Source organism: Lysinibacillus sp. FSL M8-0216 (assembly GCF_038595555.1).
In the GTDB taxonomy this organism is placed as follows: domain Bacteria; phylum Bacillota; class Bacilli; order Bacillales_A; family Planococcaceae; genus Lysinibacillus; species Lysinibacillus fusiformis.
In genome coordinates, this window is sequence record NZ_CP152007.1 from 1,051,244 (window position 1) to 1,067,035 (window position 15,792).

Annotated in this window: 16 protein-coding genes; 14 read left to right on the forward strand and 2 right to left on the reverse strand. The window is 37.8% G+C overall.

Translation table 11 applies throughout. The features are described 5' to 3' along the window. Nucleotides 1-6: 6 nt before the first annotated feature. From MKX57_RS04840 to spoVM, 6 genes are read left to right on the forward strand one after another with little or no spacing between them, the layout of a single operon-like run. Nucleotides 7-756: a Stp1/IreP family PP2C-type Ser/Thr phosphatase gene (locus MKX57_RS04840; protein ID WP_008173768.1), complete on the forward strand. Its 750-nt coding sequence runs from the start codon at nucleotides 7-9 to the stop codon at nucleotides 754-756. A gap of 2 nt (nucleotides 757-758) precedes the next feature. Continuing rightward, on the forward strand, nucleotides 759-2,747 hold the full coding sequence (pknB, locus tag MKX57_RS04845) for a Stk1 family PASTA domain-containing Ser/Thr kinase (RefSeq protein ID WP_008173766.1): 1,989 nt from the start codon (nucleotides 759-761) through the stop codon (nucleotides 2,745-2,747). Between the two features lie 11 nt (nucleotides 2,748-2,758). Next, on the forward strand, nucleotides 2,759-3,643 hold the full coding sequence (rsgA, locus tag MKX57_RS04850; RefSeq protein WP_008173764.1) for a ribosome small subunit-dependent GTPase A: 885 nt from the start codon (nucleotides 2,759-2,761) through the stop codon (nucleotides 3,641-3,643). A 2-nt stretch (nucleotides 3,644-3,645) separates the two neighbouring features. After that, a complete protein-coding gene (gene rpe, locus MKX57_RS04855) occupies nucleotides 3,646-4,314 on the forward strand; it encodes a ribulose-phosphate 3-epimerase (RefSeq protein WP_043989656.1) in 669 nt (222 codons plus the stop codon). Next, complete coding sequence (locus MKX57_RS04860) at nucleotides 4,311-4,964, forward strand: thiamine diphosphokinase (RefSeq protein WP_008173760.1); 654 nt, start codon at nucleotides 4,311-4,313, stop codon at nucleotides 4,962-4,964. The genes rpe and MKX57_RS04860 overlap by 4 nt, the downstream gene beginning before the upstream one ends. A gap of 18 nt (nucleotides 4,965-4,982) precedes the next feature. After that, nucleotides 4,983-5,084, forward strand: coding sequence for a stage V sporulation protein SpoVM (gene spoVM / locus MKX57_RS04865; RefSeq protein ID WP_099805045.1), 102 nt, complete (start codon nucleotides 4,983-4,985; stop codon nucleotides 5,082-5,084). Nucleotides 5,085-5,203: 119 nt separating this feature from the next. On the opposite strand, the gene rpmB is transcribed toward spoVM, so the two are convergent. Beyond that, complete coding sequence (rpmB, locus tag MKX57_RS04870; protein ID WP_004227417.1) at nucleotides 5,204-5,392, reverse strand: 50S ribosomal protein L28; 189 nt, start codon at nucleotides 5,390-5,392, stop codon at nucleotides 5,204-5,206. A gap of 187 nt (nucleotides 5,393-5,579) precedes the next feature. Further along, a complete protein-coding gene (locus MKX57_RS04875; protein ID WP_043989654.1) occupies nucleotides 5,580-6,323 on the reverse strand; it encodes an IclR family transcriptional regulator in 744 nt (247 codons plus the stop codon). 284 nt (nucleotides 6,324-6,607) lie between these two features. Between MKX57_RS04875 and MKX57_RS04880 the strand changes: the two genes are divergently transcribed. The 8 genes from MKX57_RS04880 (at nucleotide 6,608) to sdaAA (ending at nucleotide 15,754) form a co-directional block, all read left to right on the forward strand. Continuing rightward, nucleotides 6,608-7,480 carry an arginine deiminase family protein gene (locus MKX57_RS04880; protein ID WP_089985303.1) on the forward strand — a complete coding sequence of 291 codons (873 nt, stop codon included), beginning with the start codon at nucleotides 6,608-6,610 and terminating at the stop codon, nucleotides 7,478-7,480. Nucleotides 7,481-7,495: 15 nt separating this feature from the next. Further along, nucleotides 7,496-8,257 (forward strand): arginine deiminase family protein, encoded by a 762-nt coding sequence (locus MKX57_RS04885; protein WP_008173746.1) that lies wholly within the window; start codon nucleotides 7,496-7,498, stop codon nucleotides 8,255-8,257. 111 nt (nucleotides 8,258-8,368) lie between these two features. Next, the gene (locus MKX57_RS04890; protein WP_008173745.1) at nucleotides 8,369-9,796 is read left to right on the forward strand and encodes an amino acid permease; all 1,428 of its coding nucleotides are present in this window, start codon (nucleotides 8,369-8,371) and stop codon (nucleotides 9,794-9,796) included. Between the two features lie 36 nt (nucleotides 9,797-9,832). Then, nucleotides 9,833-11,437 (forward strand): M20/M25/M40 family metallo-hydrolase, encoded by a 1,605-nt coding sequence (locus tag MKX57_RS04895; protein WP_342532249.1) that lies wholly within the window; start codon nucleotides 9,833-9,835, stop codon nucleotides 11,435-11,437. Between the two features lie 350 nt (nucleotides 11,438-11,787). Then, nucleotides 11,788-12,147: an Asp23/Gls24 family envelope stress response protein gene (locus MKX57_RS04900; protein WP_008173742.1), complete on the forward strand. Its 360-nt coding sequence runs from the start codon at nucleotides 11,788-11,790 to the stop codon at nucleotides 12,145-12,147. Nucleotides 12,148-12,165: 18 nt separating this feature from the next. Then, the gene (locus tag MKX57_RS04905; protein WP_089985306.1) at nucleotides 12,166-13,815 is read left to right on the forward strand and encodes a DAK2 domain-containing protein; all 1,650 of its coding nucleotides are present in this window, start codon (nucleotides 12,166-12,168) and stop codon (nucleotides 13,813-13,815) included. Between the two features lie 353 nt (nucleotides 13,816-14,168). Beyond that, nucleotides 14,169-14,831, forward strand: a complete 663-nt coding sequence (gene sdaAB, locus MKX57_RS04910) for an L-serine ammonia-lyase, iron-sulfur-dependent subunit beta (protein ID WP_008173738.1) — start codon at nucleotides 14,169-14,171, stop codon at nucleotides 14,829-14,831. Nucleotides 14,832-14,845: 14 nt separating this feature from the next. Then, nucleotides 14,846-15,754, forward strand: coding sequence for an L-serine ammonia-lyase, iron-sulfur-dependent, subunit alpha (sdaAA, locus tag MKX57_RS04915; protein ID WP_008173736.1), 909 nt, complete (start codon nucleotides 14,846-14,848; stop codon nucleotides 15,752-15,754). Nucleotides 15,755-15,792 lie beyond the last annotated feature (38 nt).

The following is a 15,792-nucleotide window of genomic DNA, read 5'->3' on the forward strand; positions in this document are numbered from 1 at the left end:
CCAGTGTTGGAATACACAGTCGAAAGTGATATTGGTTTAAAACGATCAATTAATGAAGACCGTGCTGCATTATTTAAACGTCCTGACGGGCTTGCGCTAGCACTTGTGGCGGACGGCATGGGTGGTCATAATGCTGGAGATGTGGCAAGTGATATGGCAATAAAACAGATGGAGACCTTTTTTTTACAGGCAGACGCACATCATTTTGTATCAACAACATCAAAGAAAGAATGGTTATTACAAACAGTAAAGCAATTGAATAAAAATATTTATGACTATTCTTTATCACACGAAGACTGTAAAGGAATGGGCACGACGTTTATTGCAGTGTTAATAGAAGGACATCATTGTTTCATTGCACATGTTGGAGATAGTCGTGTGTATTATTTCTTTGAAGATGGTGCACAACAAATCACAAAAGATCATTCTTATGTGAATGTACTGGTTGAAAATGGAGAAATTAGTGAAGAGGAAGCATTGACGCATCCAAAGAAAAATTTCATCTTAAAAGCTGTAGGTACAGAGGAAGCAATAGAACCAGATTTTTATGAAGTAGAGTTGGCACCAAAATCGTATTTACTCATTTGTTCAGATGGATTAAGCAATAAACTAACTGTCTATGAAATGGCTTCGATCATTACGTATCCCGATCCTATATTGGAAAAAGGACGTAAACTTGTAGAATTAGCAAATGCTAGCGGGGGAGAAGATAATATCTCCCTCGTGCTACTAACTAAAAAGGATGAGGAGGTGTAAGAATGCTGGTAGGTAAAAGAATTAGTGACCGTTATAAGATATTAGACCTCATTGGTGGCGGAGGTATGTCCAATGTTTATTTAGCTCATGATATGATATTAAATCGTGATGTAGCCATAAAAATATTACGCTATGATTTTTCCAATGAGGATGAGTTACATCGACGTTTTCAACGTGAGGCACTGTCTGCCACAAGTCTTACACATCCTAATATTGTTAGTGTTTATGATGTAGGTGACGATGGGGATCTACACTATATTGTAATGGAATTTGTTCAAGGAAAAACGTTAAAGCAGTACATACAAGAATTTGCACCAATTTCTCCGTCTAGAAGTGTGCATATTATGAAGCAATTAACGTCTGCTATTGCTAATGCCCATGAAAATCATATTATTCACCGTGATATTAAACCACAAAATATTTTGATGGATGCAGAGGGAAATGTCAAAGTAACTGATTTTGGCATTGCCATGACGTTAAGCGCTACATCCTTTACTCAAACGAATTCTGTGCTAGGGACAGTGCATTACTTATCACCAGAGCAGGCTCGGGGTGGGACGGCTACAAGTCAATCGGACATCTATGCACTGGGTATTGTATTGTATGAATTATTAACAGGTGAATTACCTTTTTCAGGGGAGTCAGCTGTTTCTATTGCCCTTAAGCATTTACAAGCGGAAACACCTTCAGTTCGCGCTTTTGATGGAACTATTCCGCAAAGCTTGGAAAATGTGGTGCTCAAGGCTACAGCAAAAGATGCATCTCATCGCTATAATACAGTGGAAGAAATGTATGATGATTTGGAAACCGTCTTATCATCTTCCCGAATAAATGAACCAAAGTTTGTTATTCCAGTGGATAATGATGCGACAAAGGCCATTCCAATTATTAAAGAGGAAGCTCTAAAGAAAGATGAAGATTTAACTAAAACAAGGGTTATTGAACCCATTGTGGAATATAAATCTCCAGCTCAGGCACCACCTAAAAAACCTGTAGAAAAACCTACTCCTGTTAAAGCAAAGAAGAAAAAATGGCCTAAGATTGTGGCGGGATTATTAATAGCGGTAATTATCATCTTCTTATTCTTCATATTTGCAGCAGATTTATTTAGCCCGAAAAAAGTGGCAGTCCCAGATGTAATAAATTTGACTGTAGAGGAAGCTACAAAAAAATTAGAAGCCGAGGGATTTGTTGTTGGTGAGGAGCATCAGGAACGAAATCATGAGGACATTGAAAAGGGTCATGTTATAGAAACCGATCCAGAGAAAAACTCGATGCGCGCAAAAGGCTCAGAGATTGACCTAATTGTTAGTTTAGGTGTGGAGACGACGACCGTTGATAATTATGTCGGACAAAATTATAGTCAAGTAGAGGCTTTAATAAAAGGAAAGTATAAAGAAGTAAGGAAAGAGGAAGTTCCTTCTCGTGAACCTGAAGGTAGAATTATTGAGCAAAGTATTGCGGCAGATACGGAAGTGGTAGCGAAAGAGGAAACGATTACCTTTAAAGTAAGTCAAGGTGTTCGTATGGTCAGAGTAGAAAATGTTGTGAATTATTCGAAAGCGGATATGGATAACTATGTGAATAGAGTAGGTCTCAGCTGGCGAGTATCTCGTGAAGACTATCATGAATCGATCCCTGCTGGTAGTGTAATTTCGCAATTGACAAAAGCAGGTACTATGGTGGAGGAAGGTTCTGCTATTTCGGTTATAATTAGTAAGGGACCAGCTAAAAAGCCTGAGAAACTTCTGCTTAAGCCCGTAGTCATTGAGTATAAACCTAAAGAAGAGGGTGTACCTCAAAAAGTTCGAATTGAAATTCAAGATAAAAATCATACATTTTCTGAACCAGTTACGGAGCTGGAAATTTTAAATGATACGCCTTACAATATACAGCTTGTTATTGAAGAAGGCAAAGATGCGAGTTATAGAATTATCCGTGACTCAGAAATCATCTTAGAAGAAAAAGTTAATTATAACGATGTCAATTAAGGAGGAATTGGATGGCGCAAGGCCAAATAAGAAAAGCGTTAAGCGGTTATTATTATGTTTATGATGGTCATCAGCTTATTCAATGCCGAGGACGTGGGGTCTTTCGCAATCGTGGAGAATCCCCGCTTGTCGGTGATATTGTAGAATATTCATTGGAAACAGAAGGATCGGATGGCACTATTCAAAAGATTTTAGAACGTCAAAATGAATTAGTTAGGCCGCCAATTGCCAATATTGATCAGGGTATCTTGGTTTTTTCTGTAAAAGAGCCTAATTTCAATACGATATTACTCGATCGCTTTTTAGTTGTTTTAGAATCATTCCATGTACACCCTATTATTTGTCTAACAAAAATGGATTTACTAGAAAATAACGAACATGAGGAATTACAGCGTTATATCGCTGATTACGAAAATATGGGCTATACCGTTCTTCAAACTTATAAAGATGAAGAAGAATTAGTGGAAAGATTACAGCCTATATTAAAGGGAAAAACAACTGTGCTAGCAGGCCAATCTGGTGTTGGAAAATCAACATTACTAAATACATTAATTCCTGAATTGAATTTAAAAACAGGAATTATCTCACAGAGCCTAGGACGTGGAAAACATACGACGCGTCACGTTGAGCTAATTGAGGTCTGTGATGGTTTATTGGCAGATACGCCTGGTTTCAGTTCGTTTGATTTTGATGAAATTGAGAAAGAAGAATTAGGCGCATGTTTTCCAGAAATGATTAGAGTAGCGGATCATTGTAAATTCAGAGGCTGTTTACATATGAAAGAGCCCAAATGTGCAGTCAAGGCGTCCGTAGAGACAGGGGAAATTCGTGACTACCGCTACAAGCATTATGAACAATTTATGCAAGAAATTATGGATCGAAAGCCGAGGTATTAATGATGATACAAATAGCACCATCAATTTTAGCAGCGAATTTTGCAAAATTAGGAGAAGAAGTAAAAGAAGTAGAGCAAGCGGGTGCAAAACTAATTCATATAGATGTGATGGATGGTCATTTTGTGCCGAATATTTCATTTGGCTCAATCGTATTGGATGCTATCCGTCCATTAACAGATTTACCATTAGATGTACATTTAATGATTGAAAACCCAGATCAGTATATTGAACAGTTTGCTCAAGCTGGAGCAGACTATATTACCGTACATGTTGAAGCTTGTCGTCACCTACATCGTACAATTCAATTAATCCGTTCGTATGGTATAAAGGCGGGTGTCGTTTTAAATCCACATACACCGATAGAATCTATCCAGCATGTTCTTGAAGATATCGATATGGTTTTATTAATGACTGTCAATCCAGGGTTCGGCGGACAAAAATTCATTCATTCGGTTGTGCCTAAAATCGAGGCTTTATCTTCACTGATTAAAGAGCGTGGATTGGACATCGCCATTGAAATTGACGGTGGCATTACAGCCGAAACGATTGTTCCATGTGCACAGGCAGGAGCGACGATTTTTGTGGCAGGATCAGCCATCTATAGTAAAGAGGATCGAACAGCTGCGCTTCAAGAAATTTTAGCGGCTGGTGAGGCAGCGATTAACGGATGACGACAGTCGTTGTTTGTGCAGGTGGTCCAAAACAAGAGCTGTGTTCATTCACATCGTTTCAATTACAACAGGATGTAGTGTTTATTGGCGCAGATCGTGGTGCTTTATATTTAATAGAGCAGGGGATTACGCCACATGCAATTGTTGGAGATTTTGATTCTTTATCAGAAGAAGAATATCAGCGGGTGATGGCGCGGACAAATGATCAACAACGTTTTCAAGAAGAGAAAAATGAAACAGATACGGATTTGGCCTTGCTTAAAGCATTTACGTATGCACCAGAAGAAATTATTTTGACAGGTGTTACGGGAGGGCGTCTAGATCATTATGAGGCAGCTGTTCGTTCTATATATCGTTTACAAAAAGAGCATCCACACATTGTATTGAAGATTATTAATCATACAAATATGTTACAATTTTTATTGCCGGGTACACATCCTATTTATGCAGATAACCGATATCGGTACTTATCCTTCTTTGCTCATGAAGAGCCGATAAAAGATGTGACATTAAGGCAAGTGAAATATGAAACGACGAAAGAAGAAATTTCTTTAGGAACATCCCGATTTACAAGTAATGAAATAATAGGAACTTCAGGGTCTATATCTTTCTCAAGAGGCATATGTTTAATGATAAGAAGCATAGATTAGCGTAAGGGGGAGAGAGTCCTGAAAGTATATACGTTCCAATTGCCGAAATTCGTTAGTAGTATTACGCGCACGTGTATTAACCTATTTAAAAAAGATAAGAAAGTAAAAAAATCCGACTAATAGTAGTCGGATTTTTTCATTCTTTGCTATATGTAGATTTTTACTGCAGTAATCATTCTATAACCAAAGAAAAAAATCGATTTACGCTCAAAGCGAAATCGATTTTTTAGAAGCGTCGATTAAACGCGCTCGATTTTACCTGATTTTAATGCACGAGCAGAAACCCATACACGTTTTGGTTTACCGTCAACTAAGATACGAACTTTTTGAAGGTTAGCACCCCAAGTACGTTTGTTAGCGTTCATAGCGTGGGAACGGTTGTTACCAGTACGAGCTTTACGTCCAGTGATTACACATTGTTTTGGCATGTTGTATTCCCTCCTTACTGTTGATGCTGAAAGATTATTATATTTCAGTTCGGTATTTCACATACCATAATAATTTAACATACGATGGCGTTCAGTGCAACAGTTTTCACATAACCTTTCAAGAAAAAAACCTTTACAGGCAAAATTGATGAACAAAAATAGATTTTCTTTGAAGGAATCAGTTCTTCTAATATTTTCCTCGATAACCGAGTTTCAGTGAGACGCGTTTGCCGGTATTAACCAAACGTTCAATGAGTGTTAGAATGTGCTCTTGAGAAACATTAAAGCTGACAAAACCGATGCTTACTGCTCCTATTACTTCACCAAAACCATCTAAAACGGAAACGGCAATGGAGGAAGTACCAGCCGTTCGTTCTCCGTGACTAATCGCATAACCTTGTTGTCGAATTTGACGAAGTTGCTCCTCCAGTTCAGGCATTTCATCTTGCGTTACTAGTTGTTCTAATATTTCTTTCGATTGTGCGTCAGACATAGAGGCGAGAATGGCCTTATTGGCTGCTCCAATATGTAGAGGTATACGAATGCCCAGCTGGTCATAAATACGAATTGGATTGGCAGCGCTATCTATTCTTTCAATAATAATCGTGTCTAAACCTGCTGGCTTACTTAAATAGACACTTTCCTCAACATCTCTTGCTAATCGCTCTAGCTCTGGTCGGATTTTGCTAATATAATCCATCGTATCATAGACTTGCAAGCCGAGTTCCATCCAAATGGTCCCGAGTCGATAATGTTTAGTTTGTTCATCTTGCTCAATCATTCCTTGATTAATCATCGCTTTTAAAATTCTATGTAAAGTACTTAGAGGTAAATCACATTTTGTAGAAAGCTCCGAAATGGACAAGCTACTGTCATTTGCTTCAGAAGCTAAAACCTTCGCAATAGTCATAGCCCGCTCTAATAATTGCATTTGTCCTACCTCCTTTTCTCCTATTTTATTTTTATTCTCCATCTACGTCTAGTTCCAATCTTACTGAGACCATGAGTTCATTGAATACAAAAAGAAAGAGAATACCCTTTTAGAAAAATTCAGACTTAATTCAACAGGGCTTACTGAGAGTGGTTTGAGAAGAAAATGAAAAATAAAAAGTTTTCTAAATATATTGACAGTATAACATAAAACGCATATATTTTTCATATAAACTTTCCTCTAAACGGAAACGTTTTCCACTACACGGAAAAGGAGTGAAGGGAATGCATTATTGCTCGTCGATGTATACACCTTTAAAACACGTAATAGTAAAACATCCAAAAGATGCTTTTCGAAGTCAGAAACATCTTAGTGATGAATGGAAAACTTTTAACTACTTATCTGAGCCCAACTTTGAAGAAGCATTAAAGGAATATGCAGAATTTGTTGAGATTCTTAAGAAGTATGTTGACACAATTGATTATCTACCACTTTCAGATGAGGTAGGGTTGGACTCGCTTTATGCCCATGATCCAGTCAAATTTACGCCGAAGGGTGCCATTTTATTAAAGTCTGGAAAAAAATTAAGACAGCCAGAAGCTTCCATCTACAAAGAATTTTTAAAGGACAAGGGTATTTCCATAATCGGAGAACTCACTGGAGATGCAGTAGCAGATGGTGGAGACATTGTTTGGTTAGATGATCGAACACTTGCTGTTGGGAGAGGTTATCGAACAAATGATGAGGCCATTCGTCAGCTAAAAGAAATGACAGCTGAAATGGTAGATGAATTTATAGTGGTACAGCTACCACATGATTTAGGTGAAGCTGAATGCTTACATCTTATGTCTTTCATTAGTATGGTTGATAAAGATTTAGCAGTTGTACATTCCCGTTTAATGCCTGTATTTTTCCGCCAATTACTAGTGGAAAGAGGTATTCAGTTAGTGGAAGTGCCAAAGGATGAATACGATACACTTGGCTGTAATGTGTTAGCGCTTGCACCTAGAGTTTGTGTTCTTCCTGAAGGAAACACGGTCACAAAACAGCAACTAATCGAAGCTGGTGCAACGGTATTTGAATATAAAGGTCAACAAATTTCTGTGTTAGGAACAGGCGGGCCTACATGTCTGACTTGTCCTGTAATAAGAGCATAAAAGGAGAGAAAAGAAATGTTTAAAAATGTTATTGTTAAAAATCCAGGAAATAGTTTTGTAAACGGTTTAACAACTAGTGATTTAGGAAAACCGATTTTAGAGAAATTATACGAGCAGCATGACAAGTATGTAGAAGCTTTAAAAAAATGTGAGGTTGAAGTAACACAATTACCAGCGAATGAGGCATTTCCTGACTCAACATTTGTAGAGGATACGGCAGTTTTAACACCAGAATTTGCTATCATTTCAAATCCAGGAGCTGCTGCCCGTAACCGGGAAATTGAAGATATCGAACCTGCTGTAAAGCAATTCTACGATAAAATTTATTATATAAAAGGATCTGGAACGCTTGATGGAGGGGACATATTACAGGCTGAAAAGAAATTTTATGTAGGAATTTCAGATCGTACAAATGAAGAAGGGGCACAACAATTTAAGGAAATCGTTGAACAAGAGGGGTATGAGGCGACGATTATCCCATTAAAAGAATTCTTCCATTTAAAAACGGGTATTGCTTATGTAGGAGACAATCGTATGGTGCTAGCTGGTGAGTTCGTAGATCATCCGGCATTTGAATCCTATGAAAAAATTATTATTCCAAAGGAAGATGAATATTCTGCTAACTGTATTCAAGTCAATGATTATATTATTATTCCAGCAGGATACCCGGACACAAATCGTAAATTACTCGATCTAGGTTATCAAACGATTGAACTTGAAATGTCCGAATTTAGAAAACATGATGGTGGCTTAAGCTGCTTATCATTACGTTTTTAAGTAATACTACTTGAACCCAATCAATTTTAAAAAAATAAATTGGTTGGGTGCTTTCGTTATTTGTATATCAGAATATTCAATATATTCACATTATATGGGAGGGATGGATGAATGTTGGATAAAGGGGATCAAGTTCACAATCAACAATTAAACCGTTCAATGAAAAGTCGTCACTTATTAATGCTTTCACTTGGGGGGGTTATCGGAACAGGGTTATTTTTAAATGTAGGCTATACCATTAATCAAGCGGGTCCAGGTGGAGCACTTATTGGTTATTTATTTGGTGGGTTAATTTTATTTATGGTAATGAACTGTCTAGGGGAATTAGCTGTTTACATGCCTGTTACTGGTTCCTTTCAAACATATGCTACACGTTTCATTAGCCCCTCAGCCGGATTTTCATTAGGCTGGATGTACTTTGTCGGTTCAGCAGCGACAGCGGGTGTTGAGTTCACAGCTGCCGGAATTTTAATGCAGCATTGGTTTCCAGATATCCCTATTTGGATATGGTGTGCTGTATTTATGGTTCTTTTATTTGTCTTAAATGCTTTAACTACAAAGGGGTTTGCTGAAGCAGAATTTTGGTTTGCGAGTATTAAAGTAGTCGCAGTTATTGCCTTTATTATAATAGGTGGGGCTGCTATTTTTGGTATGATACCGTTAGCAGATCGTCCAACACCTCATCTCACAAATTTAGCACCTTCTGGCTTATTCCCAGCAGGTATTACCATTATTTTTGTGACGATGATGAATGTTATTTTCTCTTATCAGGGGTCAGAGCTTGTGGGAATTGCAGCCGGTGAAACCGAAAATCCAGAAAAAAATATTCCAAGAGCTATCCGGACAATACTTTTTAGAATTATTGTTTTTTATATTGCTTCTATTATTGTATTATCAGCCATCTTCCCATCATCAGAGCTTGGTCTAATGGAGAGTCCATTTGTGACGTTGATGAATTTAGCGGGTGTTCCCTATGCAGCTGGTATCATGAATTTTGTTATTTTAACCGCGATTCTATCCGTTGGTAATTCATGTTTGTATGCGTCAACTCGTTTATTGTTCTCGATGTCTCATGAGGGAATGGCACCAAAATTATTTGGTCGTCTTACTAAAAATAAAGTGCCTCTAAATGCACTGATCTTTACGATGGTTTTCTCACTCTTATCATTACTAACAAGTGTGATGGAAGCAGATGCGGTATTTGTTTTATTAATGTCGGTTGCAGGAATATCTGTCACGATTTCATGGATGGGGATTTGTGCTTCTCAATTAATGTTCCGCTATCGTTATATTAAGTCGGGTGGAAATTTAGCAGATTTAAAGTTTAAGACACCTTTATTTCCATTAATACCTATATTTTGTATTTTCTTTTGTTTAGTGATTTTGATTTTTTTAGCATTTGATCCAACCCAAAGAATTGGCCTATTGTATGGCATTGGCTTCTTTATTGCTTGTATGATTTTTTATCGCTTGAAATTAAAAAAAGCACCTATGGCAACTACAGATACCAAAAATGAAGAGTCACTAGATATTCGTTAAGAACCTTTAACGAATGAGATTTAAAGGAGAATTTTTATGGATAATTATATGTGGAATACACCAGAAAAACTGCGAGCACTACTATGTGAAATTGTCAGCTGGGACAGTAGAACATTGACTGAGGGTGAAAATGAATTTGCCTATAAATTGAAAAATAAATTGATGGCGCTTCCATATTTTAATAAGCATCCTGAGTTGATCGAATTGCATGAAGCAGGTCTAGGAAGAAACGCTGTAACAGCATTATATAAACATCCTACAGCAACCAACACAGTAGTGCTAATTAGTCACTTTGATACAGTGCATACTGAAGAATATGGAGAATTAGAGCCTCTAGCTGTTTTCCCTGAGGAATTGACTAAAAAGCTTATGGAGCCTAAGTACAAAAAGGATTTACCAGAAGCTGCTAGATTGGATTTGGAATCAGGCAATTATTTGTTTGGTCGTGGCACAATGGATATGAAAATGGGACTGGCATTACACATGCAGCTAATTGAAAAAGCAAGCTTCGAGCAATGGCCAATTAATCTGATTTTAACAGCGGTTCCCGATGAAGAAGTAAATTCAGCGGGAATGAGAGCTGCTGTAGTGGAGCTTGTAAGAATACGAGAACAGTATGATTTAACGTATCAATTATTTTTAAATAGTGAACCGTCTTTTTCACAAGGACCATCTGATACGAATGAATATATTTATTCAGGCACCATTGGTAAGATAATGCCCGCCGCACTGTTTTATGGGAAGGAAACACATGTCGGTGAACCTTTAAAAGGAATGACAGCTAATTTCATTGCTTCTTATATGACACAGCATATGGAGTGGAATCCTCTTTTCCGTGAAACAGATTTAGGAGAGAGTACACCACTACCAGTCTCTTTACAGCTAAAAGATTTAAAAATGGAATACTCTACACAAACGCCATATCGTGCTGCGGCTCTTTACAATGTATTTTTATTAAAACGAACAGCAGCAGAAGTGATGGATATATTTGAACAGGTCGCATTCGAAGCAATGACGGCTTGTAATCAACAGTATGTGCAAATTTGTAAACGAGAAAAAGTACAAGGTGTTGGGACAGTCAAAGTATTGCGATATGAAGCTCTCTTAGAACATGCCATCCGGAAACTGGGAGCTGCCGAAGTCGATTCTATCAAATCTCAAGTTCTTCAGCATAGTACGTGGGATGACCGTGAAAAGTCAATACGCATTGTTGATCAGCTTATGATACGTTGTCAGGAATTAGCACCAGCTACTGTCCTGTTATATGCTCCACCTTATTACCCGGCTATTAATTCATCCAATCATCCACTTATTATAAAATCGATTGAATTAATGAAGAAAACGGCGCAAACATTCGATGTTGCGGTGGAGCAAATCCATTATTTTAATGGAATTTGTGATTTAAGCTATGTGAACTATACAGATGAATCAGATGAATGGTTAGCCTTCGAACGCAATACACCTGTATGGGGGGAAACGTATAGTATCCCATTTAAAGAAATGACCGCTTTACAAGGGCCGGTCTTAAATGTAGGACCATTTGGTAAGGATGCGCATCAAAAAACAGAAAGATTACATGTGGATAGTGCCTTTAAAGAAATGCCAGTTATGATCGATACCCTTATAAAAAGTTTAATTTAATGCAATATAAAGTTGATGCTTTCATAGTATCAACTTTTTTTATCTAGAATTGACTGTGATGTTTAAGATTAATAAAGAGAGGCCATATAGGCATGTGTCCTAATAAGATTTTGATGTAAGGGCATATATAATTAGGCTATGAGCTTGCTGACCGAGCGTTATACGTCATAACACAATTAGGCGGAAATAAATTTTATTGTAAGAACGCCATTTTTGATGAATTCATAAATACGTCGATTTAAAGTCACAAAACGTTGCTACATAGCCTTTCTTTACCCCCTTAGGTTGCTTAAATTACAACGAAAGTGTTACAATATAGTTTAGTCAAAAAGAGCCAAGGGGGCATTTCTATGTCAATTGAATTAAACAGTGAATTCGGCCAAATTGATATTTCAACAGATGTACTTGCACAAATTGCTGGTGGTGCTGCTGTAGAATGCTACGGGATTGTTGGCATGGCATCTAAACATCAAATTCGTGATGGTCTAACTGATATTTTACGTAAAGAAAACTTCGCAAAAGGTGTTGTGATTCGACAACAAGACGACGATTTACATATTGATATGTACATTATTGTTAGTTACGGGACAAAAATTTCGGAAGTTGCTTACCAAGTACAGTCGAAAGTGAAATATACAGTAGATAAAACATTGGGTATGAGCGTAAAATCTGTCAATATCTTTGTACAGGGCGTTCGTGTAGCGAATTAAGAGGAGGAACTAAATCGAATGCAGTCTTTAGACGGTATAAAGTTTGCAGAAATGGTACAAATGGGTGCGCATCACCTATTCCAAAATGCAAATTATGTAGATTCATTAAATGTTTTCCCGGTACCGGATGGTGACACAGGGACAAATATGAACTTATCGATGACATCTGGTGCAAAGGAAACGGAGCTTTATGCTTCAGAGCATATTGGTAAAACGGCACAGGCCTTATCAAAAGGTTTATTAATGGGTGCGCGTGGAAATTCAGGTGTAATTCTATCACAATTATTCCGTGGATTTGGGAAATTCATTGAAAAAGAAGCAACAATTGATGCAAAAGGTTTTGCAGGTGCCTTCCAAGCTGGGGTAGATACAGCATATAAAGCCGTTATGAAACCTGTCGAAGGAACTATTTTAACGGTTGCTCGAGAAGCGGCGAAAAAAGGCGTAGAAGTGGCAGAAACTGAAACCGATATCATTGCGGTTATGGAAGCTTTTACTGCAGAGGCAAAGGCATCGCTAGATCGAACACCGGATTTACTACCTGTTTTAAAAGAGGTAGGGGTTGTCGATAGTGGTGGCCAAGGATTATTGTTTGTATATGAAGGGTTTTTAGCTTCTTTAAAAGGAGAGCCTCTCCCAGAAAAAAATGATGCGACATTAGATGATTTAATCAATGCAGAGCATCATAGAGCTCAAGACTTTATGAATACTGAAGATATTGAATTCGGCTATTGTACAGAAATAATGGTGCGTTTAGAAGATGGGAAAGAGCCATTTAATGAGGAGCAATTCCGTCAAGAATTAAGTCCTTTAGGTGATTCGTTACTTGTTATTTCAGATGAAGAAATTGCCAAGGTTCATATCCATTCTGAGCAACCAGGCTCTGTTTTATCAATTGGACAAAAATATGGTAGTCTTATGAAAATAAAAGTCGATAATATGCGTGAACAACATTCAGCTATCGTCGGTGAAGAACATAAGGCACCTACGACAACGAAAAAATTAGAAAAACATCCCTATGCTATTGTAACAATTGCGATGGGGGAGGGTGTTGCAGGTTTATTGCGTTCGATCGGTGCATCTTATGTCATTGAAGGTGGCCAAACGATGAACCCTTCAACAGAAGATATCGTTAAAGCAGTACAAGAAATTGGTGCAGAAAAAGTTTTAATTCTACCTAATAATAAAAATATAGTGATGGCTGCAGAGCAAGCTGTTGAGCTTTTAGAAATTGAAGCAGCAGTTGTCCCAACGAAGACAATTCCGCAAGGGATGGCTGCGATTTTAGCGTTTAATCCTGAAGCGGCTGTAGACTTAAATAAAAAGACAATGACGGATGCATTTGCAAATGTAAAAACAGGTCAGGTAACTTATGCTGTGCGTGATACATCTATTGATGGTGTTGAAATCCATAAAGATGATTTTATGGCGTTAGCAGAAGGAAAAATTGTCCTTTCTACACCAGCTTTAAAAGATGCAGCTGAAAAAGTAATCGTTGATTTAGTTGATGAGGATGCTGAAATTGTAACAGTCATTTATGGAGAGGATACAACTGAACAAGATGCTACAGAGTTAGTAGCATTCATTGAGAAGAACTATCCAGACGTAGAAGTTGAATTATTTAATGGAAAACAAGGGTTATACCCATATATTATTTCGGTAGAATAATTACATGCTACTTTGCTATTCCGTAAAGAAAGCAGTGCACAAAATGTGTACTGCTTTTGTTTATGCTACAAAGAGAGTATTATCTATATTTAGTCGGAAACATACGTACTATTCATAGTTGAATGTACGTATGTAGAGGATATAAAAAATTGGAAATATTGGAATATCAATGATTTTCATTATGTGTGCACAGGGTATGGACAATGTAAAACATATCACGATTGGCTACAAATTATAGTAGTGGTAATTTTCTGAAAGCTGACAAATTAAATACTTTACTTTTGTGGTAACTATCAAGCATGATATAAGTAAATATAAATATTATTATAGGAATAGAATAGAGGGGTGTTTGTATGAAATTTACTTCGGTTTTTGATATTATTGGGCCAGTCATGATTGGGCCTTCCTCCTCTCATACGGCAGGGGCAGCTCGTATCGGACGAGTTGCAAGGGATTTATTTGGTAGACAACCTAAATGGGCGAAAATTCATTTATATGGTTCGTTCGCAGAAACGTATAGAGGGCATGGGACAGATGTTGCAATCATTGGGGGCTTATTGAACTACGATACATTTGATGATCGTATTAAAACGGCATTTGAAGATGCAGAAAAAGCAGGGTTGGAATATGAATTTATTCCAGAAACAGCTAATACGGAGCATCCAAATACGGCACGTCTAGTTATTGGAGACGATGAAGGAGAAATGTCTGTCGTCGGTATTTCTATTGGTGGCGGTAAAATAGAAGTAAGTGAAGTAAATGGCTTTAAATTGCGTTTAACAGGTGGCATGCCAGCGATTCTTGTCGTACATGATGACCGTGCTGGCTGCATAGCGAACGTAGCCAATTGCTTAGCGATGCACGAAGTTAATATTGGACATATGGAAGTATCACGTATAGAACGAGGTTTAACGGCTTTAATGGTTATTGAAGTCGATCAAAATATAGAAGACAAAGTACTACAGCAGATTTCATTAATCCCATATATTACAAAAGTATCAAAGATTAATAACTAAGGGGGTGTCCCAAGATGGACGTTTTATTTCATAATGTTCGCGAGCTTGTGGAACGAGCAGAACAGGAAGATAAATTAATATCAGAAATTATGATTGAACAGGAAATGTTGATAACTGGCAGAACACGAGAAGAAATCATTCAACAAATGGATCGAAACCTAACGGTGATGGAAGAAGCGGTAGAACGCGGCTTACAAGGTGTACAATCTGTTACAGGTTTAACAGGTGGGGACGCCGTATTACTTCAAAATTACATTGCACAAGGAAAATCACTATCAGGTGATTTATTATTAGATGCAGTAAGTAAAGCGGTTGCAACCAATGAAGTCAATGCAGCAATGGGAACAATTTGTGCAACGCCAACAGCAGGTTCAGCTGGGGTTGTACCTGGAACACTTTTTGCGGTAAAAAATAAATTAAATCCAACTCGTGAGCAAATGATTCGTTATTTATTTACATCAGGTGCATTTGGCTTTGTTGTGGCTAATAATGCTTCCATCTCAGGTGCTGAAGGTGGCTGCCAAGCAGAGGTTGGTTCAGCGGCAGGTATGGCAGCGGCAGCTATCGTTGAGATGGCTGGTGGAACACCGCAACAATGTTCAGAAGCATTTGCGATTACGTTAAAAAATATGCTTGGCCTTGTTTGTGATCCAGTAGCAGGCTTAGTGGAAGTACCATGTGTTAAACGGAATGCTATGGGCGCTGCTAACTCTCTTGTAGCAGCAGATATGGCGCTTGCAGGTGTGACAAGCCGAATTCCATGTGATGAAGTAATTGGAGCGATGTATCGCATAGGACAATCTATGAGTCCAAACCTGAAAGAGACGGCACGCGGTGGTTTAGCAGCAACGCCAACAGGTAAGGCAATTAGTAAAGCCATTCTCGAAAATGGTGGATTACAAAGTATTAAGGCAATTCAATAAAAATGAAGAAACATGCTATCTGAATAGGTAGCATGTTT